The sequence below is a fragment of the Lentzea kentuckyensis genome (assembly GCF_002150765.1).
GTDB lineage: Bacteria > Actinomycetota > Actinomycetes > Mycobacteriales > Pseudonocardiaceae > Lentzea > Lentzea kentuckyensis.
Genome location: NZ_MUYM01000014.1, coordinates 1 through 20,343, shown reverse-complemented (window position 1 = coordinate 20,343; position 20,343 = coordinate 1). Strand labels below are relative to the sequence as shown.

General features: G+C 67.8%; 21 protein-coding genes. 9 read left to right on the top strand and 12 right to left on the bottom strand.

What is annotated here, in order from left to right:
* Positions 1 to 13 precede the first annotated feature (13 nt).
* The 4 genes from B0F77_RS08060 to B0F77_RS08045 form a co-directional block, all read right to left on the bottom strand.
* A complete protein-coding gene (locus B0F77_RS08060; RefSeq protein WP_086662173.1) occupies positions 14 to 616 on the bottom strand; it encodes a YigZ family protein in 603 nt (200 codons plus the stop codon).
* A complete protein-coding gene (locus B0F77_RS08055; protein WP_211293713.1) occupies positions 613 to 1,677 on the bottom strand; it encodes an ATP-dependent DNA ligase in 1,065 nt (354 codons plus the stop codon). Before B0F77_RS08055 ends, B0F77_RS08060 begins: the two co-directional genes overlap by 4 nt.
* A gap of 44 nt (positions 1,678 to 1,721) precedes the next feature.
* Positions 1,722 to 2,948: an RICIN domain-containing protein gene (locus B0F77_RS08050; RefSeq protein ID WP_086662172.1), complete on the bottom strand. Its 1,227-nt coding sequence runs from the start codon at positions 2,946 to 2,948 to the stop codon at positions 1,722 to 1,724.
* 82 nt (positions 2,949 to 3,030) lie between these two features.
* Positions 3,031 to 3,906 (bottom strand): lytic polysaccharide monooxygenase auxiliary activity family 9 protein, encoded by an 876-nt coding sequence (locus B0F77_RS08045; RefSeq protein ID WP_143466630.1) that lies wholly within the window; start codon positions 3,904 to 3,906, stop codon positions 3,031 to 3,033.
* A 68-nt stretch (positions 3,907 to 3,974) separates the two neighbouring features.
* On the opposite strand from B0F77_RS08045, the gene ilvA reads away from it, so the two are divergent.
* Entirely contained in the window at positions 3,975 to 5,210 is a 1,236-nt protein-coding gene (gene ilvA / locus B0F77_RS08040; protein ID WP_086662170.1) for a threonine ammonia-lyase IlvA, read from the top strand.
* 51 nt (positions 5,211 to 5,261) lie between these two features.
* Here ilvA and B0F77_RS08035 read toward each other — a convergent pair whose 3' ends face one another.
* Entirely contained in the window at positions 5,262 to 5,906 is a 645-nt protein-coding gene (locus B0F77_RS08035; RefSeq protein ID WP_086662169.1) for a DUF4360 domain-containing protein, read from the bottom strand.
* A gap of 58 nt (positions 5,907 to 5,964) precedes the next feature.
* Positions 5,965 to 6,588 (bottom strand): DUF4360 domain-containing protein, encoded by a 624-nt coding sequence (locus B0F77_RS08030; RefSeq protein ID WP_086662168.1) that lies wholly within the window; start codon positions 6,586 to 6,588, stop codon positions 5,965 to 5,967.
* A gap of 342 nt (positions 6,589 to 6,930) precedes the next feature.
* Here B0F77_RS08030 and B0F77_RS08025 point away from each other — a divergent pair, with 342 nt between their 5' ends.
* Positions 6,931 to 7,179, top strand: a complete 249-nt coding sequence (locus B0F77_RS08025; protein ID WP_086662167.1) for a mycoredoxin — start codon at positions 6,931 to 6,933, stop codon at positions 7,177 to 7,179.
* Between the two features lie 180 nt (positions 7,180 to 7,359).
* On the opposite strand, the gene B0F77_RS08020 is transcribed toward B0F77_RS08025, so the two are convergent.
* The 3 genes from B0F77_RS08020 to B0F77_RS08010 form a co-directional block, all read right to left on the bottom strand.
* Entirely contained in the window at positions 7,360 to 8,379 is a 1,020-nt protein-coding gene (locus tag B0F77_RS08020) for a chitinase (protein ID WP_086662166.1), read from the bottom strand.
* Positions 8,380 to 8,531: 152 nt separating this feature from the next.
* Positions 8,532 to 9,221, bottom strand: coding sequence for a chitinase (locus B0F77_RS08015; protein WP_086662165.1), 690 nt, complete (start codon positions 9,219 to 9,221; stop codon positions 8,532 to 8,534).
* A gap of 120 nt (positions 9,222 to 9,341) precedes the next feature.
* Positions 9,342 to 9,725, bottom strand: a complete 384-nt coding sequence (locus tag B0F77_RS08010; protein ID WP_086662164.1) for a VOC family protein — start codon at positions 9,723 to 9,725, stop codon at positions 9,342 to 9,344.
* A gap of 127 nt (positions 9,726 to 9,852) precedes the next feature.
* Here B0F77_RS08010 and B0F77_RS08005 point away from each other — a divergent pair, with 127 nt between their 5' ends.
* From B0F77_RS08005 to B0F77_RS07995, 3 genes are all read left to right on the top strand, one after another.
* Positions 9,853 to 13,047, top strand: a complete 3,195-nt coding sequence (locus tag B0F77_RS08005; protein ID WP_086662163.1) for a GH92 family glycosyl hydrolase — start codon at positions 9,853 to 9,855, stop codon at positions 13,045 to 13,047.
* A complete protein-coding gene (locus tag B0F77_RS08000) occupies positions 13,047 to 13,334 on the top strand; it encodes a hypothetical protein (protein WP_143466629.1) in 288 nt (95 codons plus the stop codon). The genes B0F77_RS08005 and B0F77_RS08000 overlap by 1 nt, the downstream gene beginning before the upstream one ends.
* Before the next feature lie 236 nt (positions 13,335 to 13,570).
* A complete protein-coding gene (locus B0F77_RS07995) occupies positions 13,571 to 13,936 on the top strand; it encodes a hypothetical protein (protein WP_143466628.1) in 366 nt (121 codons plus the stop codon).
* Here B0F77_RS07995 and B0F77_RS07990 read toward each other — a convergent pair.
* The gene (locus tag B0F77_RS07990; protein ID WP_086662160.1) at positions 13,931 to 14,839 is read right to left on the bottom strand and encodes an RluA family pseudouridine synthase; all 909 of its coding nucleotides are present in this window, start codon (positions 14,837 to 14,839) and stop codon (positions 13,931 to 13,933) included. The two genes, B0F77_RS07995 and B0F77_RS07990, sit on opposite strands and share 6 nt — an antisense overlap.
* A gap of 92 nt (positions 14,840 to 14,931) precedes the next feature.
* Here B0F77_RS07990 and B0F77_RS07985 point away from each other — a divergent pair, with 92 nt between their 5' ends.
* Positions 14,932 to 15,795: an EamA family transporter gene (locus tag B0F77_RS07985; protein ID WP_086662159.1), complete on the top strand. Its 864-nt coding sequence runs from the start codon at positions 14,932 to 14,934 to the stop codon at positions 15,793 to 15,795.
* Here the strand turns inward: B0F77_RS07985 and B0F77_RS07980 are convergent.
* Complete coding sequence (locus B0F77_RS07980) at positions 15,698 to 16,585, bottom strand: LysR family transcriptional regulator (RefSeq protein ID WP_086662158.1); 888 nt, start codon at positions 16,583 to 16,585, stop codon at positions 15,698 to 15,700. The two genes, B0F77_RS07985 and B0F77_RS07980, sit on opposite strands and share 98 nt — an antisense overlap.
* Positions 16,586 to 16,667: 82 nt before the next feature.
* On the opposite strand from B0F77_RS07980, the gene B0F77_RS07975 reads away from it, so the two are divergent.
* Positions 16,668 to 17,270, top strand: a complete 603-nt coding sequence (locus tag B0F77_RS07975) for a polysaccharide lyase family protein (RefSeq protein ID WP_086662157.1) — start codon at positions 16,668 to 16,670, stop codon at positions 17,268 to 17,270.
* A 14-nt stretch (positions 17,271 to 17,284) separates the two neighbouring features.
* Positions 17,285 to 17,938 (top strand): fibronectin type III domain-containing protein, encoded by a 654-nt coding sequence (locus B0F77_RS07970; protein ID WP_245847881.1) that lies wholly within the window; start codon positions 17,285 to 17,287, stop codon positions 17,936 to 17,938.
* A gap of 178 nt (positions 17,939 to 18,116) precedes the next feature.
* Here B0F77_RS07970 and B0F77_RS07965 read toward each other — a convergent pair whose 3' ends face one another.
* On the bottom strand, positions 18,117 to 18,761 hold the full coding sequence (locus B0F77_RS07965; RefSeq protein ID WP_086662156.1) for a hypothetical protein: 645 nt from the start codon (positions 18,759 to 18,761) through the stop codon (positions 18,117 to 18,119).
* A gap of 185 nt (positions 18,762 to 18,946) precedes the next feature.
* Here B0F77_RS07965 and B0F77_RS07960 point away from each other — a divergent pair.
* Positions 18,947 to 20,343: NHL repeat-containing protein (locus B0F77_RS07960; protein WP_143466627.1), on the top strand; the 1,397-nt coding region annotated here is incomplete at its 3' end.

The window sequence follows — 20,343 nt, the reverse complement described above, 5'->3', positions numbered from 1 at the left end:
CGGAGCCGAAGACCTAGTCAACGTCGAGATCCACTGGCTCGCCCCTGATCGCGGTGACCGCACCGCCGGTCTGCGCGGCGAGCCAGACCTCGAACGCCCCCGGGTCCGTCGTCAGCACGGTGAAGGTCACGTCACGGCCGTACTCGGCGTCGGCGACGTGGTGGCCGGCCGCGCGCAACGCGTTCTCCAGCTTCCCCGCCTGATCGTGGTCCACGGCCAGAAGCACGCTCTCGTGCCGTTCACGGGTCAGCGTGCCCAACGCGTCAATGGCCTCGGACACCGCCCGTCCGTACGCCCGGACCAGGCCGCCGGCGCCGAGTTTGATGCCGCCGTAGTAGCGGGTGACGACAACGGCCGTGTCGACCAGATCGCGCCGTGTCAGCACCTCCAGCATCGGCACACCGGCCGTACCAGCGGGTTCGCCGTCGTCGGACGAGCGCTGGGTGTCCTTCGTGCGGAACGCCGTGCAGTTGTGCGTGGCCTGCCAGTGCTCCTTGCGGATCCGCGCGAAGAAGTCGGAGGCTTCCTGGTCGGAGGTGACGCGGGCGACGTGGCACAGGAACCGCGATCGCTGGATCTCGATCTCGTGCGTGCCGTCCCGCTTGATCACCTTCACCGGTCGATTGTCCGCCTTCTCTCCGCCTCGCCGAACAGGGCGTCCAGCTCGGCCGGCGGTACTTCTTCCAGCTGCTCGAACGTGCAGCTGACCGGATCGCGATCCGCACGGAAGCGCACGAGCCGTGAGGTGTGCCGGAACCGTCCGCCCTGCACGTGCTCGTAGCGCACCTCGGCCACTCGTGACGGATCGAGCAACACGATCTGAAGCTGCTTGTCGGGGTTCCAACGGCTGTTCATGCCCGGACCCTCGTAGGTCGCCCACGCGCTCCACGGGTGCTCGGCGGGGTTCAGCAGCGGCTTGAGCTCCTCGACCAGTTCGCGGCGCCGGGCGGCGGTGAAGCTGCTCGCCACGCCCACGTTGCGCAGCTCGCCGTCCTGGTAGAGCCCGAGCACCAGCGATCCGACGGTCTCGCCGTCCTTGTGCAGGCGGTAGCCCGCGACCACGCAGTCGGCCGTCCGCTCGTGCTTGACCTTGAACATCACCCGCTTGTCCGGCTCGTAGACGCCGTCGACCGCCTTGACCATCACCCCGTCGAAGCCAGCGCCCTCGAACCGGGTGAACCAGTCCTGCGCGACGTCCGGGTCGGTCGTGGACGGTGTCAGGTAGACACCGGGGACCTCGGTGACGATCTCCTCCAGCCGCGTGCGGCGTTCACCGAGCGTCAGCCCGGTGACGTCGGTGTCGCCGCACGCCAGCAGATCGAACGCCACGAAGCTCGCGGGCGTCTCGACGGAGAGCTTCCGCACGCGCGAAGCCGCCGGGTGCAGGCGCAGCTGAAGGATGTCGAAGCTCAGTCCGGCCGGGGTGACCAGCACGATCTCGCCGTCGACCACGCACCGCGGCGGCAGCGCCTGCTTCAGCAGCTCCACGACCTCGGGGAAGTACCGGGTGAGCGGCTTGTCGTTGCGCGAGCCCAGCTCGACCTCGTCGCCGTCGCGGAACACGATGCAGCGGAAGCCGTCCCACTTCGGCTCGTACGCCAGTCCGTCCCCGCGCGGCAGTGCGGGGACGGACTTCGCGAGCATCGGCTTCACCGGCGGCATCACGGGCAGGTCCACCACCGGACCATAAGCTCAGCGCAACGCTGCCGCGAGCTTTTCGGCTAGCCCAGCCTGAAGCTCTGGGCCGCCGATCCGTCACAGGTCGCCTGGACCAACTGCACGCCGTCGGTCGAGCCGGCCGGGGCCGAGAGGCACTTGCCGGAGTGGCGGACGGTCAGCGTCGAGTAGCCGTCCGCGCCGGTCGTGACGCGCCACTGCTGGTTGGTGCCACCGACGTAGTCCCACAGGTGGATGCCCGCACCGTCCGAAGTGGACACGCCGCTCACGTCCAGCACCTTGGCCGGGTTGTTGCGGTACTCGAGGCGGGAGTAGCCGTCGCTCGTCGCCACCGCGCGGAAGTTCTGCGCGGTGGTCCCGTTGCAGGAGTACTGCTGGATGACGGTGCCGTTGTCGAGACCCGCGGACCGCGCGTCGACGCACTTGCCGTTGCCCCTGTTGGCGATCGTCTTCCAGTCGGGCTGCGGCTGCGGGGTGCCGCCACCGCCCAGCCACAGCAGGCTGTCGATCAGGAAGTTGTTCTGCGTGGCGGAGGCGAAGGTGGACGACAGCGGCCGGTTGGCCGCGTAGTCCATCGCGTTGTGGCCGAAGTTCGCGTAGATCATCTTGTAGTTCTTGTTCGTCCACATGATCGGGTAGTACCCGCTGCGCCACTGCTGGTTCGGGTCGGTGCCGAGTGGGAAGCTCGACGGGTCGACGCTCGCCAGGATCTGGATGTCCGGGTTCGTGCGCAGGTCACGCGACCAGCTGTACCACTCGCTGACCGACGACGTGAACTTCTCCGGCAGCCGCAGGGTCGACGGGTGCGTGCGGGTCTCGACCTTCAGCGTCGCGGTGGTGGGGCCCCAGGTGTTGTTGACGAAGTTCCCCTTTCCCAGGAACGTGTTGTGGTACCAGGACCACTCGTTCGCGTTCTGCGTGAACGCCGAGACGTGGAAGCCGAACCACGCGCCTCCCGCCTCCATGTAGCGCTGGAACCCCGCGCGCTGGGTGCCGTTCGGCAGGTCGTCGAGGAAGACCACGACCTGGGCCTGGGCCGGCGTCAGGTTGTTCAGCCGGTTCCAGTCGGTCGTCGCCTCGTAGGTGAACCCGTTCTCCTGGGCGGCCCTGGCCAGCCAGGGGTTGGCCTCCTTGACGAACGAGATGTGCGCCAGGTCGTTGGTGCCGTAGTAGAAGCCGAGCACCTTGAACGGGGCCGCGTGTGCCGGGCCGGAGACCGGGACGAGCGTTGCGGCCAGCAATGCCAGTAGCGCCAGCAGTTTTCTTGTCATGCGGGGCACACCTCACCATCACAGGGTTGCGCGCCCGAAGATCATCGTAGAGGTGGTCCAGACCTATTGGGGACCGGGACGTTCACAGAATTCTTTTGCGCCACAACATGATCCCGCCGATCACCGCGAGACCTCCCAGTGCGGCTACCACAGCGGCCATGCCGAACCTCGTTGCGTTGGAAGGAGATTGTTCGGCGGTCGACGCAACGGGAACAGGACGCGGCGTGCTCGACTTCGGCGTGGAGGTCGGCGTCGAGGTCGGCGTGGAACTCGACGGCGGCGCCGCTGCCGGGGCCGCCTGTGCCTCGGCGGGCGGGGCCGGTTCTGGTCGCGGTACGACCGGCGCGACCGGAGCGGGCGCCGCGGCCGGTGCCGCGATCTCGACGTCGGTGCACGAGTAGTAGGTGTCGGGCGTGTCGGTGTTCTGCCAGACCGTGTAGATCAGGTGACGTCCGGTCAGATTCCGCGGCAGCTGCACCTTGAACTCGTAGGAGCCGTCGACCAGCGGGGGAGAGGGCACGTTCAGGAACTGGTCCAGGTCCGCCCACCGCAGCGGCCGGACCGGCGAGTAGCCGTCGCGGGTCACGTAGAACCGGAACGAGCCCTGGTGCGGGATCGTCGCCCGGTAGGTGAAGTCCGTGCTCTTGAGCCTGGTCGCCGGCCACTGCGCGCTCGGCAGGTCGAGACCCGCGTACTTCGCGAGCCCGGCGCTGCACAGCTTGCCGTCAGGAACCCTCTCGGCGTCGCGCCCGGCCACGTTCGGCAGCCGGATGTTGTCCCAGTCCTTGGACGGCAACCCCGCCTGAATGGCACTGCGGCACGGCGAGGATGATGCTGTTGCCTGACCAGGCGAGCACAGAAAAGCCCTGCTCGCGGGGTCGGTAGGCGCGCCATGGGCGTGCGCGGGAACCGCGGAGAGCATCATGAGCAGCGTCAGAACGCCCACAAGGCGAAACACGAGCACCTCCCCTGTCTTTCTAGGGGTACGCGTGCCAGACCCGAGTCGTTCACGGAAGATGTAATGTCATGTCCTTCGCTGATGAGGTGTCCGCCGCCGCAGCCCGGCTGGGCGGAGTCGCACGCACCACACCGCTCGAGGTGAACCAGCGGTTGTCCGAGCGGACCGGCGCGCGCGTGTGGTTCAAGCGCGAGGACCTCCAGGTCGGCCGTTCGTACAAGCTGCGCGGCGCCTTCAACCTGCTGTGCCAGACCGAGTTCGCGTTCGGTGGCGCCGTCTGCGCGTCGGCCGGCAACCACGGCCAGGGCATGGCCTACGCGTGCCGCCGCCTCGGCATCGAGGGCCGCGTGCACGTCCCCCGCACCACCCCGCGCCAGAAGCGCGACCGCATCTCGGCCCTCGGCCAGGGCATGGTGCAGCTGATCGTCGACGGCGACACCTACGACGACGCGGCCGCGCTCGCCCAGGAGTACGCGCAGACCACCGGCGCGACCCTGGTCCCGGCCTTCGACGACCGCCGCACGGTCGCCGGTCAGGGCACCGTCGGCCTGGAGATCGTCCAGCAGCTCGGCGGCGCCCCCGACGTGGTCGTGGTCCCGGTCGGCGGCGGCGGGCTGCTGTCCGGCGTCGGCACGTGGTTCAAGGAACGCTTCCCGCGCACCCGCATCATCGGCGTGGAACCGGCGGGCGCGGCGAGCATGATCGCCGCGATGCAGGCGGGTCACCCCGTGACGCTGCCCGAGGTGGACTCGTTCGTCGACGGCGCCGCGGTGCGCAGGGCGGGCGAGGTGACGTTCCCGATGGTGCGCGACAGCGGCGCGGAGCTGCTGAGCGTGTCCGAGGGCGCGGTCTGCACGGAGATGCTGGAGCTGTACCAGATCGACGGCATCATCGCGGAACCCGCGGGCGCCCTGGCCTCGGCCGCGCTGCTGGAGGAGATCTCCGTCGCGCCGGACTCGACGGTCGTGTGCCTGCTCTCCGGCGGCAACAACGACGTCTCGCGCTACGCCGAGATCGTCGAGCGCTCGATGGTCCACCGCGGCCTCAAGCACTACTTCCTGGTGGAGTTCCCGCAGGAGCCGGGCGCGCTGCGGCGGTTCCTCGACGAGGTGCTCGGCAAGGACGACGACATCGTGCTGTTCGAGTACATCAAGCGCGACAACCGCGAGACCGGCGCCGCGCTGGTGTGCATCGAGCTGGGCCGCCGCGAGGACTACGACCTGCTGTGGGGCCGGATGAAGGAGTCCCCGCTGAAGATCCAGCACGTGGCGCCGGGCTCGACGGCGTACCGGTTCCTGATCTGAGGGGAGATGCCGGACACCCCGTTCTCGGAGTGCCCGGCACCGGGTGAGGGGTTACGGCTTCGGTGGACACGTCTTCCACGCGAAGTGGTAGGTCGTCTCGATTGACCCGTCGGTGGAGTCCATCGAGATGAAGCTGGTGACCTTCTTCGGGTCGGACGTGCCTGCGGCGACCCGCAGCTCCGTGTTGATGTTGAAGTTTCGCTTCTCACCGCACGGGTGGTAGACGATCGCGGCCACGTCGGTGGTGTCGGTCGCCTGCCAGTCGTCGCTCAACGGTCCGTTGTAGTTGTGCTGCTTGAACGCGGTCTGCGACATGCCCTGGAAGTAGTAGTTGGCCTTCTCCAGGGCCGTGGCGCCGCGCTCGAGGTGCGCGAAGCCGCGGTAGTCGGTGGACGAGATGCCGTAGGTGAAGCCGGACGGCACGTTGACGCGCAGGTTCAGCTGGCAGTTCTTGCGGAAGTCGGTCGGGAGTGCCTGTGGGCCGACCTGCGCCATGAACTCGCTGTAGGTCACGGTGAAGGCCTTGTTGTCCGGGCTGACGGCGACCGCTGCCGTTCCCGCCCGGCAGCCTGAGCCGTTGATCGTCACGACGTCGATGGTGATGATGTCCGGCGGCGGCGTGTCTCCGGGGGCGCCGCCGGGCGGGATGATGATCGTCGACATCGCGAGCGCGGCCGCGGCCAGTGTGTTGAGCATGGGGCACCTTTCCGTCTGAAGTTCAACAAAGAACGGCGGCGGGGAATGGGTGCCTGGGTCAGCAGCGCTTCCAGGAGAACTGGTACTTCGTGCTCACGCTGCTGTCGGTCGAATCCATCGTCATGAAGCTGTTGGCCTTCGACGCGGTGCCCGCGTTGACGCGCAGCTCGGTGTTGATGTTCAGGTGTCGCACTTCTCCGCAGGGCGCGTAGATGATTTCCGACACCGTGGCGCGGTCGGTCGCCTGCCAGTTGTCGCTCTTCGGGCCGGAGAAGTTGTGCGTACGGCTCGTGGTCTGCGACATGCCCTGGAAGTAGTAACTGCCCTTTTCGGTGCCAGTCGCCCCTTGCTGCAGATTGGCGAAACCGCGGTAGTCCGCCTGGGCGATGCCGAACGTGAAGCCCTGCGGATAGCTCACTCTGATGTTGAGCTGGCAGTTCTTGCGGAAGTCTGTGGGGCCTGAGCCCTGTCCTGTCTGGGCGAGGTAATCGCTGTAGGTCACCGTGAACGCCGTGCGGTCGTCGGACGACGCGACCGCCGCGGTGCCGGCAGGGCAGCCGGAACCGTTCACCGTGACGACGTCGATCGTGACGAAATCGGGAACGTCGGGAACTGCCTGCGCTGCGGGTGCGGTGAGAACCGCGGACAGTGCCAGGGCAGCAGCCGCCACCATTTTCAGCATGGCCAGCCTTTCTTTCCGAAGTGTGGTACCGGCGACGGAATCCAGACGATATCGGAAACCCTGCGTGGTGAAGGGCCGCCGAATGGGTGACTGAATTTCTCGGCAATGCTTGTGGGAAAGCACGACCAATTGCACGCCCGAAATTTTCGGCCGTGCGCGAACTATGCTCACCCACGGTGTGCGGAATTAACCTGACGATTGCCTGACGATCGCCGTTCGCTGGGCCGTCCGAGTGATGCGGGCTCAGGCGCCGGAAGTGAGCTGACGCACCCTGGGATGAACCACTCCTCGTCGGGCGTTGATACTGACGACGTTGACCAACCTCGATGAGGAGTGCCACTGATGGCTCCTGACCAGCTCACCGTGTACTCGACCTCGTGGTGCGGCTATTGCCGGATCCTGAAGAGCTCGCTCGACCGCGAGGGCATCGAGTACGTCGAGATCAACATCGAGGAGACGCCGGGCGCGGCCGACTTCGTGATGAGCGTGAACGGCGGCAACCGCACGGTGCCGACCGTCCACTTCCCGAACGGCAAGGCGCTCACGAACCCGTCGCTGGCCCAGGTGCGGGACCAGCTGGCCGCCAGCTGAACAGCCGCTCATCCTGGACGGGATGAACCCGTCCAGGATGAGCGGATCGCTGGTGCTAGTAGGTTGTCGCGGCCTAGTTGTGCTCCCGGTTGTGGATGAAGGGTCCCTTCATCCACCTCAGGTCGATGAAGGGTCCCTTCATCCACGGGGCAAGCGCCAGAACTAAGCCGCGACGCGGTACTAGCAGTACAGGTTCGCGCCGGCCGGCACGCCGAGGATCCCGACGAACTGCTGGTACTTCGAGACGCGGCTCTGCACCTGCGCCGGGTTGCCGCCGTTGCACTCGAGAGAACCGTTGATGCTGCGGATCGTCTCGCCGAACCCGGCCCCGTTGACCATGGCGTTGTGCCCGGTCATGCTGCCCGGCCCGGTCTGCGTGTTCCAGTACCAGAGCGCCGTCTTCCACGAGATCGCGGCGTCGCTCGCCACCCAGCCCGGGTTGTTCAGCAGGTCGAGGCCGAGGTACTGGCCGGCCGAGTAGTAGTTGAAGTTCCACGACAGCTGGATCGGGCCGCGGCCGTAGTAGGCGTACGTCCCGCGCGGGCAGCCGTAGGGCTTGCTCTCGTCGCAGAGGTCGTTGTTCTTGTTGATCTCCTCGATGTACACGAGGCCACCGGTCTCGTGCGAGGCGTTGGCGAGGAACGCCGCCGCTTCCTGCTTCTTCACCGTGTCGCTGCCCGTCTTCGCGAAGCCGGGGAACGAGCTCATCGCGGCCACGAGACCGCTGTAGGTGTAGAAGCTGTTGCGGCCGGGGAACATCTGGTTGAACTGGGACTCGCTGACGACGAAGTCACCGCCGCCACCTCCGCCGCCACCGTCGCAGTTGTACGGATCCCAGAACCACGTGGAGATCGTCGGGTCGTAACCGGGGTTGTCGTGCTCGGCGATGTAGAAGCTGCCCTGGAACCGCACGATGTTGCCGGTGTAGTACTGCCTGCCCTGCACCCAGTCGGTGTACGTGCAGGTGCCGCCGCCACCTCCGCCACCGTCACAGCTCGTCGGTTCCCAGTACCAGGTGGAAATCGTTGGGCTGTAACCAGGATTGTCGTGCTCGGCGATGTAGAAGTTGCCTTCGAACCGGACGATGTTGCCGGTGTAGTACTGCTTGCCCTGTACCCAGTCGGTGTACGTGCAGGCCTGCGCCGACACTTCCGCCTGTGCGGACGCGGTGGGCGTGATGACGGCCAAAGCCGCCGCCATCACACCAGCCGCGATAGACGCCAAGATGCGTTTTCTCAGCAAGGGTCACCCACTCCTGGAGTCTGCGCGCCCGAGGAATCAAGGATGTGAACAACGCTGAGATTGGCACCAGTGGTCCAGACCAGTCAAGGGTCTAGACCTGTTCTGGCGGGTCAGCAGTACAGGTTGCTGCCCGTTGCCACGCCGATGATCCCGGTGAACTGCCGGTACTTCGACACGCGGCTCTCGACCGTGCCGGGGTTGCGGCCGTCGCACTCCAGGGATCCGTTGATGCTGCGGATCGTCTGACCGAAGCCGCGCGAGTTGACCATGGCGTTGTGCGGGGTCATGGTGCCGGGACCGTTCTGCGTCATCCAGTACCAGATCCCGGTCCGCCACGAGATCGTCGCGTCCGTGGCGACCCGGTCCGGCTTGTTCAGCAGGTCGACGCCGAGGTAGTCACCCGCCGCCTTGTAGTTGAAGTTCCACGACAGCTGGATCGGGCCGCGGCCGTAGTAGTTCCGTTCGCCGGCGGGACACTTGTACGGCCTGGTCTCGTCGCAGTAGTCGCCGTTCTGGTTGATCTCGCGGATGTGGACCAGTCCGCCGGTCTCGTGGGAGACGTTCGCGAGGAACGCCGCGAGCTCCTGCTTCTTCACCGTGTCACTGCCCTGGTTCGCGAACGAGCCGAACGTGGCCATCGCGGACTTGAGGCCGCTGTAGGTGTAGAAGCTGTTGCGGGACGGGAACATGCGGTTGAACTGCGCTTCGGTGACGATGAACGGCGCCGCCGTCGCCGGCTGCACGAACGTGAAAACGCTCAGCAGCGCGACGATCAGGGCGGCGGCGCGAGTTCCGGACATGGGGACCAACTCCTCGGAGCTTCTGCGCGCCCACGGTGTGTTACCGCTCTCACGGTGGCAGTCCCAGTGCTCCGAGCACAAGAGGTGGTCTATACCTTTTAGGGATGTGAACGAGTTGATCTACGCGCCGGAACCGTAGGGCCTGGTGATGATCTCCAGCGCGTGGCCGTCCGGGTCGTTCCAGTAGACGCCGCGCCCGCCGTCGTTGCGGTTGATCTCGCCGGGCCGGGAGTGGAACGGATCGGCCCAGTAGTCGAGGCCGCGTTCCTGGATCCGGCCGAAGATCTGGTCGAACTCGTCCTCGGTCACCAGGAACGCGTAGTGCTGGTCGGTGATCGGGGCCTGGCTGGTCAGGTAGTCGAGCGAGACGCCGTTCGCGACCTCGACGACGAGGAACGGGCCGAAGCGCACCGGCTCCGGCAGGCCGAGGAGTTCGGTGAGGAAGCGCGCCGAACGCTCCTGGTCGGTGGCGTGGACGATGGTGTGGTTGAGCTGTACGGGCATAGCTCCTGCTTACTCCGGTGTCAGGGAGTTGTCAGCGCGGAGCTTCCGCGACAAGGGCGGCAAGAGCAACCCATCGCAGACCTCTGATGGGTGTCGGCGCGGCGGTGATCGGACAATACTGCCTGGCATGCGGATACTCGTCGTAGCCGGGCTGTTACTGGGTCTAACAGTTCCTGCGCAAGCCGCTCAGGCGGACGAAGACCCCTCGTCGCTCGTCAATCCTTTCGTTGGTACGCAAAACTTCGGCAACACCTTTCCCGGCGCCTCGGTGCCGTTCGGGATGGTGCAGGTCAGCCCTGACACGGGAGGGCAGGGCGGATACGACTACAAGGCCGGCTCCATCTACGGCTTCTCGCAGACACATCTCTCCGGTGTGGGCTGCGGGGTGATGGGCGAGCTGCCGGTGATGCCGACGGTCGGGCCCGTTGACAACGTTGACATCAACGCCTACAAGTCGGCGTTCAGCCATTCGGACGAGACCGCGCAGCCCGGCTACTACCGGGTCGGGCTGTCCCGTTACGGGGTGAACGCCGAGGTCACTGCCACCGCGCGAACCGGTTGGCAGCGCTACACGTTCCCGTCGTCAGGTGCGGCCAACGTCCTGTTCAACACCGGGCGGTCCAACCAGACGGTGCTCGACTCGGAGATCCACGTCGTCGGTGACCGGACCATCGAGGGCAGGGTCCGCAACGGCAGGTTCTGCGCGGGCAAGGACGAGCACACCGTCTACTTCACCGCGTCGTTCGACCGGCCGTTCGCTTCCTTTGGCGCGTGGCGCGGGAGCGTTCCCACGGCGGGCGTCCGGGACGCGGCCGGGACCGGTGGGAACGGCGCGTGGGTCACCTTCGACGCGACGGCCGACCGTGATGTCGTGCTGAAGGTCGGCCTGTCCTACACCGGGATCGAGGGCGCGCGGAAGAACCTCGCGGCGGAGGCCCCTTCCCACGACTTCGACGGTGTGGTGGCGGGAGCCAAGGAGGTGTGGAAGAAGCAGCTGGACGCCGTGCGGGTGTCCGGCGGGCCGCGCGATCGGCAGGTTGCCTTCTACACCGCGCTGTACCACTCGGTGCTGCACCCGAACCTCGCCGGTGACGTCGACGGCAGGTACATGGGCTTCGACGGGAAGGTGCGGACGGCTTCGGGCTACACGCCGTACCAGAACTTCTCGTTGTGGGACACGTACCGGCCACAGAACCAGCTGCTGCAGATGCTGGAACCACGGGTGGCCAGAGACGTCGCACTGTCCGTCGTGGCCAGTGGCCGGGACGGAGGATGGTTGCCGCGCTGGGCTTTGGCGTCGTCCGAGACCAACATCATGACCGGTGACCCGGTCACGCCGTTCCTGGTCGAGGCCTGGTCGAAGGGCTTGCTGAAGGGCCACGAGGAAGAGGCGTACCAGCTGTTGCGCACCAACGCCTTGTCGCTGCCTCCCGCCGAGTCGCCGTACAACGGACGTTCGGGCGTGAAGTACTACTCGGACCGCGGGTACATCCCGTCCGGGCTGAAGCTCGGCACGGACTGCGCGCACAAGGGCGGCGACAACGACTGCGTGCACCCGGCCTCGGCCACGCTGGAGTACGCGGCGGCGGACGCCTCGCTGGCGTTGATGGCCCAGGGCTTGGGCAAACGGTCGGACGCACGGCTGTTCGCCGATCGCGGCCAGTGGTACCGCAACCTGTGGGACTCGTCGATCGGCCAGTTCCGGCCGCGCACGACCGCCGGCACCTGGCTCACGCCGTACAACGCGGTGGACGCCTCGCACCAGTTCCACGAGGGCGGCGCCTACCAGTACCAGTGGCTCGTCCCGCAGGATCCCGCCGGTCTGGTGTCGTTGATGGGCGGGCGCAAGGAAGCCGAGAAACGCCTCGACTCCTTCTTCGTCTACGACAAGCTGTTGGTGGACCCGGCCGGTACCGCACGGCACGACTGGATCACCGAACCGTACGACTACTACGGCAAACCGACCTACAACCCGAACAACGAGCCCGACCTGCTCGCGCCGTACATGTACCTGTGGACGGGCACGCCGTCGAAGGCCGCCACGGTCGTGCGGGCGGCGATGACGTTGTTCACGACCGGTCCCGACGGCATGACGGGCAACGACGACCTGGGCACGATGTCGGCCTGGTACGTCTTCTCGTCGCTGGGCCTGTACCCGACGTTCAGCGGAGGCGACTTCCTCGCGTTGTCGTCACCGCAGTTCCCGTCCGCGACCGTCCGAATCGGACAGTACGGCTCGCAGGGCGGCACGCTGACCGTGGCCGCGCCCAACGTCTCCGACTCGGTGCGGTACGTGCGCAGCGCGTCGTTGAACGGGCGTGACGTGCGGAAGACCTGGCTCGACTGGTCCGCGGTGCAGCGTGGCGGAAAGCTCTCGTACGAGGTCTCCTCGAAGCCGTCTTCGTGGGGCGCCAGCCGTTCGGACGAGCCGCCGTCGCTCAACAACGGCAACGTGGACTCGCGTCGCGCGTTGTCGGCGTCGTTGCGGAACAGCGAGATCGTCATGCCGACCTCGGACTCCGCACAGTCGCTGACCCTGCAGCTCGACGTGCTGGCGCAGTCGCCGTCCGGGATGTCCGTGCGGCCTGAGGTGAAGGCTCCCGCGGGCTGGAAGGTGAGCGGTGCCAAGCCGTTCGTCATCGTGTCGCGGCATCTGCCGACGCAGAAGACCGTGCCGCTGACGGTGTCGGTGCCGGCGGGGACCCCGGTGGGTTCCTACGAGGTCTCGGTCGTCGTCGACTCCGTGACGGTGAAGGCCGTGATCGAGGTGAAGCCGGCCGCGTTGTGCGCGTTCTCCACCTGTGCGGTGGACGTCGGCCCGGAGCGCAACCACGACGGCACGGCGACGGTCGCCGACTCGGCTTCCGGCGACTTCGACGGCGGCGGCTGGAGCTACGACGCCGCGCTGCTGCCGCCGGCCGGACCCGTGACGTGGGGCGGGATCACCTACCAGGCACCGGATCCGGCGGGCACCACGCCGAACTTCGTCGAGGCGCGGGGGCAGGGGCTGTTGCTGCCCGCCGGCCAGTTCTCCTGGCTGCACGTGGTGGGCGCGTCGCACAACGGCCCGGTGTCCACGGCCTTCACCGTCTGGTACACCGACGGCACGTCGGCCGAGGTGGCGGCCACGGTGCCGGACTGGGCGGCCGGTGGCCCGGTGGTGCTGGAGATGCCGCACCGGATCAAGGCGGGCCAGGGCGTCGACGGGCCGCCGGTCCGGTTGTTCGGGCAGTCGTTGCGGCTGGACGCGGCCAAGACGGTCCGTTCGGTGACTTTGCCCAACGACCCGCGAGTGGAGCTGTACGCGCTCACACTTGCCTGATGGAACGACTGAAAAGCGGAGTGCGGTCCCGCGTGTGGGCTGACGGCGACCGCATCGTCAAGCAGGTTGTCGGCGATGCGGCCGCTTTCACCCGCGAGGTCACCGCGCTGCGGCTGGCCGAACACACCGGCATGGTGCCGCGCGTCCTCGATGTCGACGAGGACGCGCGGACCGTCGTGCTGGAGCGGCTGCCGTCCCATCCGTTCGACGAGGACTGGGTGATCGACTACGCCGGAGGGCAGGGCCCCGCCCTCCACGGGGGACTAACCACCACTGCGCATGGCTGACTTTAGCCGCGCCGCCGCCGTGTCAAGGTGCCGTTCAGCGATCTGTGGACAACCCGGCGGTCGGGGGTTGGCTGGTGCCGAGTTGTCCACAGATCGCCGAGAGGTCGCTTGACACGGCGAACTTTCGAATAGGCTGGATTTGTTGGCCGGTCTGCCCCCGAGGAGGGCGGGGCCCTGCCCTCAGCGCGAAATTCGGTGACTGGCCACCGAGCTCGTGCACCTTCGCATCGGGGTTCTTGCCCCGAGCCCTCGTGCCGGAGACGCCGAAACAGCTGATGGAGGCCGCCGAGCAGGCCTACCCCGCCGAACGTGGCTGGGCCGAGCCGCTGGAGGACGCCTGCGTGCGGTGGTTGGTGCAGGGTGACGCGCTGGTGCAGCGGGCCGAGCGGGACGGCACCGACCACCTCGCCAGGGTCGTCGACGAGGACTGGTTCTGGTACAGCACGACCGCGCGCGGTCGGTTGATGTTCCGGGCGCGGGTGGTGGCGGGGTTCACCGAGACCCACCCCGCGATGAGCGCGCTCGCGGGGCGGTTGCTCGAGCGGATGAGCCGGATCTGGGAACCGCAGCCGATCGAGACCCGGCGCACGCACATCTCATGACCAGGCGGACAGCTTCAGCCGTGAGGTGAAGGAATGCTCCTCGCCGGTCACGGGGTCCACAAAGGACAACGTGCGGGCGAGGAGCTGCAGGGGCGAGGAGAAGTCGTCCAGCGGGCGTTCGCGCAGCGCGGGGTAGAAGTCGTCGTTCACGATCGGCACGCCCAGACCGGACATGTGCAGACGCAGCTGGTGGGTGCGGCCGGTCAGCGGCTTCAGGTGGTAGCGGCCCAGGCCGTTGCGATGCTCCACAAGGGACACGTGCGTCTCGGCGTTCGGTTCGCCGTCCACTTCGAACGCGGTGATGATGCCGCGTTCCTTGATGATCCGCGACCGCACGACGCGAGGCAGCTCCAGCGCGGGGTCGTACCCGGCGATCGCCTCGTACTCCTTGCGCACCAACCGGTCGCGGAACATCGTCTGGTACTTGCCGCGCAGCTCGCGGCGCACGACGAACAGCACCAGCCCGGCCGTGACCCGGTCCAGCCGGTGCGCGGGGGAGAGGTCGGGCAGGCCCAGTGAGTCGCGCAGCTTCACCAGCGCGGTCTGCATGATGTGCTGCCCGCGCGGGATCGTGGCCAGGAAGTGCGGTTTGTCGGCGATCACGATGTTCTCGTCCTGGTGGACCACGCCCACCTCGAACGGCACGGGCACCTCGACGGGCAGGTCGCGGTGGAACCAGATGTAGCTGTCCGGGACGAACGGCGTGTCGATGCCCAACGGGCCGGTCACGCCCCAGATCCGTTCCTCGCGCAGCATCTCCTCGATGCGCTCGGCGGCCACCCGCGGCAGCCGTTCCACGAGGTGGTCGCGCAACAGCACCCAGTGGCCTTCTGGCGGCAGCTTCAGCCGCGCCGCGTCCAGGCCGTTGCGCTGGGGGAGAGGGGAGGAAGGTTTGCGTCTCATCGCACGGTCAGTCTAAACGTTCGAAAAAACCGAACGATATCGCTCGAAAACATTCGCTGTACCGAAGAGAACTGGTCAACGAGGCTGTGGCCATGGCGGTCTTCCTGGTCCTCGGTTCGGTCATCTCACTGCAGTTCGGCGCGGCCTTCGCCAGTCAGCTCTTCGGGCAGATCGGCGCGCCGGGCGCGACGGCGCTGCGGCTCGGCATCGCCGCGGTGATGCTCGCGATCGTCGTACGGCCGAAGTTCCGCCAGGAGACGGTCGTGCTCGGGATGACCATGGCCGGCATGAACGGCACGTTCTACCTCGCGCTCGATCGGATCCCGCTCGGGGTGGCGGTGACGATCGAGTTCCTCGGGCCGCTGGGGCTCGCGGCGGTGCTGAGCAGGCGGCCGCGGGACTTCGTGTGGGTGGGGCTCGCGCTGGCCGGCGTGGTGATCCTCGGGGTGCGCGAGTACACCGGCGCGAGGCTCGACCTGATCGGGGTGGTCCTCGCGTTGTTCGCGGCCGCGTTCTGGGCCTGTTACGTGCTGGCGGGCCGCAAGCTCGCGACGGCCGGGCTCGGCACCGGTGGGCTCGCGGGCGCGAGCCTGATCGCGGCCGCTCTGACGCTGCCGTACGGGCTCTCGACGGCCGGCGCGGCATTGTTCGAGCCCAGGATGCTGGTGCTGGGCACGCTGGTGGCGCTGCTGGCGTCCGCGATCCCGTACACGCTGGAGATCAGGGCGCTGAAGACGTTGCAGCCCAGCACCTTCGGCGTCGTGCTCGCGCTCGAACCGGCCGCGGCGGCGCTGGCCGGTGCGGTGCTGCTGGGCCAGCACCTGGGCGTGGTCTCGTTGTGCGCCATCGCGTTGGTGATCACGGCCGGGGTGGGAGCGGCGCTGCGGAAACCGCCAGCGCCTCGCGAAACGCCCGCACCGCGGGATGCTGACCTCGTCCTGCCCGTGCCGCAGTGAACAGCAGCCGGGACTGGGGAACCGGCAACTCGTGCAGGTCGACGGTGATCTCGCGGTCGTACCAGACCAGGTCCGGCAGCAGCGCGACCGCGAGACCCCGTTCCACGAACCGCAGCTTCACCAGCACGTCGACCGAGGCGAACCGCACGTCGGGCTCGTAACCCTGATGGCGGCACCAGTTCGTGTTGAAGCTCCGTTGCGGCATGCCGGGGGTCTCCATGATCCACGGGAACGTGCTCGCCTCGGCGACCGGCAGTCCACGTGGGACGGCCAGCCGGATGGGATCCCGGAACAGTTCCCGGTATTCCAGGCCCGCGAACCGGGGCTCTGGCTGGTCCGGCCACTCCTCCAGGAAGACGAGGTCGAAGTCCCTGGCGTTCAGGGCGGACAGCGCTTCCGCGGGGTCGAGCACCTGGAACTCGATCCGCAGCGACGGATGCTCGTCTCTCATGCGCGCCAGCGTCGCCGGGATCAACGCCAGTGCCGCGGTCTGGAACGTCGCGACCCGCAGCGTCCCGGTGATCTCGTGCAGCGAGGCGGCGACCTCCGACTCGGCCTGTTCCAGCCGGGTCAGCACTTCTTCGGTGTGCCGCACCAGGATCTCGGCCTGCGGGGTGAGCTTCACTCGCCTTCCGACCGGCTCCAGCAACGGCACACCGACCTCGGTCTCCAGCAACGACAGCTGCTGCGACACCGAGGACGGGCTGTAGTTCAGCGCCTGCGCGACGGCGGCGAGCGTGCCCCGTTGGGAAAGTTCGCGCAGCAGTCGCAGCCGGTGGAGGTCGAACATCAGATCATTATCGGCTACGCTGCCGTCACCGCCCCCTGAGAAAGAACGTGCTGTCCTCAGCACGTCTTGAGGAGGTATCGGTATGTCCGAACGACTCCGCATCGTCGCGGGGTTCGCGCTGGCGACCGGTCTGCTCGTGGCGGGCTCTCCCGCCCTGGCGCAGGTGGAAACCGGTCCGTGGACCAGTGAATCGCCGTCGTTCAGCGTTCAGCAACGCGGCTGCGGCACGGTCAGCGGCCTCACGTTCACCCTCACCTGTTCCACCGCGAGCGGTGATCAGCGTGCCGAGCGCCGGTACGCCACTTACACCGGCGGCACGCGGCAGTTCGAAGGGAGCTTCCGGATCACGAGTCTCGGCGGCACCCGCGTCAGTCTCAAGCAGACGTTCCGGGACGGCTCGAACGCGGGACCGTTCTTCATGCTCGCCGTGGAACGCGGCGGCAGGCTCTACGCCGTGCACGGTGGCGACACCATTGCCACCGGAGCGACCGTGGGCACGACTGTGCGCGTCAACACCGTGCACAACGTGGGCAACGAACACCGCACGTACATCAACGGCTCGCGCAAGCACACCTACGCGAGCTCGGGTTCGCAGTTCTACGACAAGTTCGGCGCGTACCGGACAGCCAGCGGCCAGGGACCTGCCACGGTCGTGTGGAGCAACATCCGGTTCTGGCGCAAGTGATCAAGTGTTCTCTGGTGGTACTCCTGCTGTTCCTGGCTGCCTGCGGCCAGGAACAGCAGGACCCCGTGCTGACGTCCGAGCTGACCTCGCCGACGGACGTGACGCTGCACTGGCGTCCGGAGGCGGGAGCGGCCGGGCAGGTCGTCGAGTACGCGAACGCGGCCGACGGCGACTACGTGGTCCTGGAGTTCGCCCCGCCGGGCCGGGACTCCTACCGGCACCCCGACCTGATCCCGGAAACACAGTTCTACTACCGGGTCCGGCCGTTCAGCGGGCCCGCTTCGGCCACTGTGGACGTCGCGTTGCCGCCGGGTGACGAGGTGCCGGAGATCGAGGGGCCGGACTGGACCGCTGCGCGCGAGGATGGTGGTGGCACCCGGCCGGTGTCATCACCGGAGGCGGCGGCGGGGAACCTGAAGGCGGAGGTGAAACACGCCAACGGGATCCTGTTCACCTGGGAGGACCGTGCCGCTGACGAGGACGGGTACCTGATCGAGGTCAGGCCCGCGGGCACGGCGGACTACCGCGTCGCCGTGCAGCTCGACCCGGACAGCACGTCGTACGGAGTGATCACACTCCCAGACGAGAAGACCGCGACCTATCGGGTGCGGGCGTTCCGGTTCGGAGCACCGTCGAACCTGACTCATCAGACGACGGGGAAGGCCTGAGCGCCTGTCTGGCACACCACGCGCTCGCGGCGAGAAGTAACGCCGCGAGCGCGTAGGGCCAGGGTGTGCGTTCGGTGACGGCCAGCGCGACGTTGATCGCGGACAGGAGCCCGAACACGCTGGTGAGCAGCCACCAGGTCAGTTGATCCACACGTGCGTCAGCGGTCATTCGGGTGGGCTACCCGTTCTCGGCGGGTTTCACACCTTCTTCCTCTTCTTTTTTCTCGCCGCGGCGGCGCATGAACCCGAAACCCGGGATGCCGAGGATCGCCTGACGCATGTCGCTGGTGACTTCGAGCAGCTGGTGGACCTCCGGGCCGACCCGGTCCAGGGTCGCCAGGATCGGCAGGATGTCGCTGGTCAGGTGCTCGGTGAGCACCGGCAGCTCGTCGACCAGCTTGATCGCGGCCTCGACCTCGTGCGGCGAGAGTTCCTCCACGAACCGCTTCGCGAGCGGCTGGGCCTGCTTGGCGATCGGCTCGTAGATGCCGATCAGCTCGTTCGCCGTGTGCGCGGTGTGGCCGGCCGTCACGACGACCTGCGCGGCCCGTTCGGCGACGTCACTCGCGCTCGCCGTGATCGCGCGGACCTCGTCCACCGCCTTCTCGGCGTCCGCGACGACGTTCGCCGTGCGGTCGACCAGCGTGCCGGCCTTCGCCACGATGCCGTCGACGGCGTCGATCGTGCCGTTGACCTTGCGGACCAGCTGTTCGACCTCGGTGATCAGGTCGAGCACGCGGCCGGGGACCGCGGCGACGGCGGCCGTGGTGTCGAGCGCGGTGTTGAGCGCCTGCTTGGCAAGTCCCATGCCGGGGATCTCCATGCGTCCACTCTGCCTTATGCGTTGATCGGTTCGGCGTAGCGCCATTCGGTTTTCAAAACTGTCAGACCTCGTCATTACATTCGCTGATGTCTGCCAGTCGGCTGACCGGGCGATCCGGGAACCGTGCGCCGTCCGAAGTTGTCAGAGCCGGGGGTTAGCATCCCCGGCGGGCGAGGGAGGCGCGCATGGCTTGGTGGCACCGGATCAAACGCATTATCTCCGGTGGAGGGCGGGAATCGGCGAGTTTCGTGGCGGCACTGCTGGGTGTTCTGGTGCTCGCGGGCGCCGCGCTCGGGCAGGGCATCTCCCGGACGTCGGTCGACGTCTCCGACGGGCTCACCTGGCTGGGCGACGACCAGCGCGGCGAGGTCGTGCAGGTGAACCCGGTGTCGGGCAAGCCGCAGACGCGCCTGCAGATCAGCGGTCCTGATTCGCAGCTGGAGATCGCGCAGGAGGACGGGCGGCTGATCGTCCTGAACCGGCGCACCGGCGAGATCACCGTCATCGACCTGGCCACGCTGCTCGCGTCCGGCCGCCGGCAGGCGCCGCCCGGAGCGTCGAGCAAGGTGCTGGTGGCGAACGGGATGGTGTTCGTCGTCGACCGCGCGGCCGGCACGGTGCACACCGCGGACCCGTTGACGCTGGCCGACATCGGGCAGACGTGGGAGGCGGGCCAGCCCCTCGCCGACGCCGTCGTGGACGAGCGCGGCGTGCTGTGGCTGGTCGACCACGGCGGCACGTTGCGGTCGCTGGACTGGTCCGACGACGAGGAGCGGTTCCAGGAGCGATCGCAGCGCCAGGTCTCGGGTGCCGGGCCGCGCACGGTGCTGGTGCCGCACGACCAGGGCGTCACGCTGATCGGTCTCGACGGCGGTGTCGTGGTTCGTGACGGCACGGGTGAGGACGTGTCGTCGATGACCGACCGCTCGGACGCCGAGGTGATCGCCGCGCAGTCGTCGCCGCTGGACCTGGTGCCCGCCTCGCTGCCGTCGTCCTCGGTGGTCGTGCTGGTCGTGGGGCGCGATGTGCTGCGCATCGACGTCGGCGCGATGGGGTGCCCGAAGCCGGGGCGGCCCGCTGTCTACCGCGACAAGGTCTACGTGCCGTGCAAGGGATCCGGCAAGGTCATCATCCTCGACCGCGGTGGTAGCCGCGGTGGCGACGACGTGCGCACCGCCGGTGGGTCCGACCCCGAGCTCGTGTTCGACGACGGCCGGCTGTTCGTGAACGTGCCGGGCTCCTCGACGGGTGTGCTGGTCGACACCGACGGCGCGACGCGGTCGTTGACGATCCGCAGTCCCGAAGTGCCGGTGAAGGACCCGGACCGCTCGCCGCCGCCGTCTTCCACGCCGCCTTCCACGTCAGGTGGCGCGGCCCCGGCCGCGCCCGCCGGGGTGACGGTGCGGGAGAAGTCGCGCACCTCCTCTGCGGTGGTCGTGACGGTGAGCTGGAGTGCGGTGTCGTCGACCGATCCGATCGTCGGCTACACCGTGACGGGTTCCGGCTCGTTCAGCGGTGGCTCGGTGTCGGCTCAGTCGGCCGGTACCTCGGCTGATTTGTCGTTGCCGTGCACGGGTACCAC

Excerpts from the sequence above, each read along its gene's own strand:
- B0F77_RS08050 (WP_086662172.1), bottom strand. The coding sequence starts at position 2,948 with ATGACAAGAAAACTGCTGGCGCTACTGGCATTGCTGGCCGCAACGCTC.
- ilvA (WP_086662170.1), top strand. The coding sequence starts at position 3,975 with ATGTCCTTCGCTGATGAGGTGTCCGCCGCCGCAGCCCGGCTGGGCGGA.
- B0F77_RS08035 (WP_086662169.1), bottom strand. The coding sequence starts at position 5,906 with ATGCTCAACACACTGGCCGCGGCCGCGCTCGCGATGTCGACGATCATC.
- B0F77_RS08030 (WP_086662168.1), bottom strand. The coding sequence starts at position 6,588 with ATGCTGAAAATGGTGGCGGCTGCTGCCCTGGCACTGTCCGCGGTTCTC.
- B0F77_RS08025 (WP_086662167.1), top strand. The coding sequence starts at position 6,931 with ATGGCTCCTGACCAGCTCACCGTGTACTCGACCTCGTGGTGCGGCTAT.
- B0F77_RS08020 (WP_086662166.1), bottom strand. The coding sequence starts at position 8,379 with ATGGCGGCGGCTTTGGCCGTCATCACGCCCACCGCGTCCGCACAGGCG.
- B0F77_RS08015 (WP_086662165.1), bottom strand. The coding sequence starts at position 9,221 with ATGTCCGGAACTCGCGCCGCCGCCCTGATCGTCGCGCTGCTGAGCGTT.
- B0F77_RS08010 (WP_086662164.1), bottom strand. The coding sequence starts at position 9,725 with ATGCCCGTACAGCTCAACCACACCATCGTCCACGCCACCGACCAGGAG.
- B0F77_RS08005 (WP_086662163.1), top strand. The coding sequence starts at position 9,853 with ATGCGGATACTCGTCGTAGCCGGGCTGTTACTGGGTCTAACAGTTCCT.
- B0F77_RS08000 (WP_143466629.1), top strand. The coding sequence starts at position 13,047 with ATGGAACGACTGAAAAGCGGAGTGCGGTCCCGCGTGTGGGCTGACGGC.
- B0F77_RS07990 (WP_086662160.1), bottom strand. The coding sequence starts at position 14,839 with ATGAGACGCAAACCTTCCTCCCCTCTCCCCCAGCGCAACGGCCTGGAC.
- B0F77_RS07985 (WP_086662159.1), top strand. The coding sequence starts at position 14,932 with ATGGCGGTCTTCCTGGTCCTCGGTTCGGTCATCTCACTGCAGTTCGGC.
- B0F77_RS07980 (WP_086662158.1), bottom strand. The coding sequence starts at position 16,585 with ATGTTCGACCTCCACCGGCTGCGACTGCTGCGCGAACTTTCCCAACGG.
- B0F77_RS07975 (WP_086662157.1), top strand. The coding sequence starts at position 16,668 with ATGTCCGAACGACTCCGCATCGTCGCGGGGTTCGCGCTGGCGACCGGT.
- B0F77_RS07965 (WP_086662156.1), bottom strand. The coding sequence starts at position 18,761 with ATGGAGATCCCCGGCATGGGACTTGCCAAGCAGGCGCTCAACACCGCG.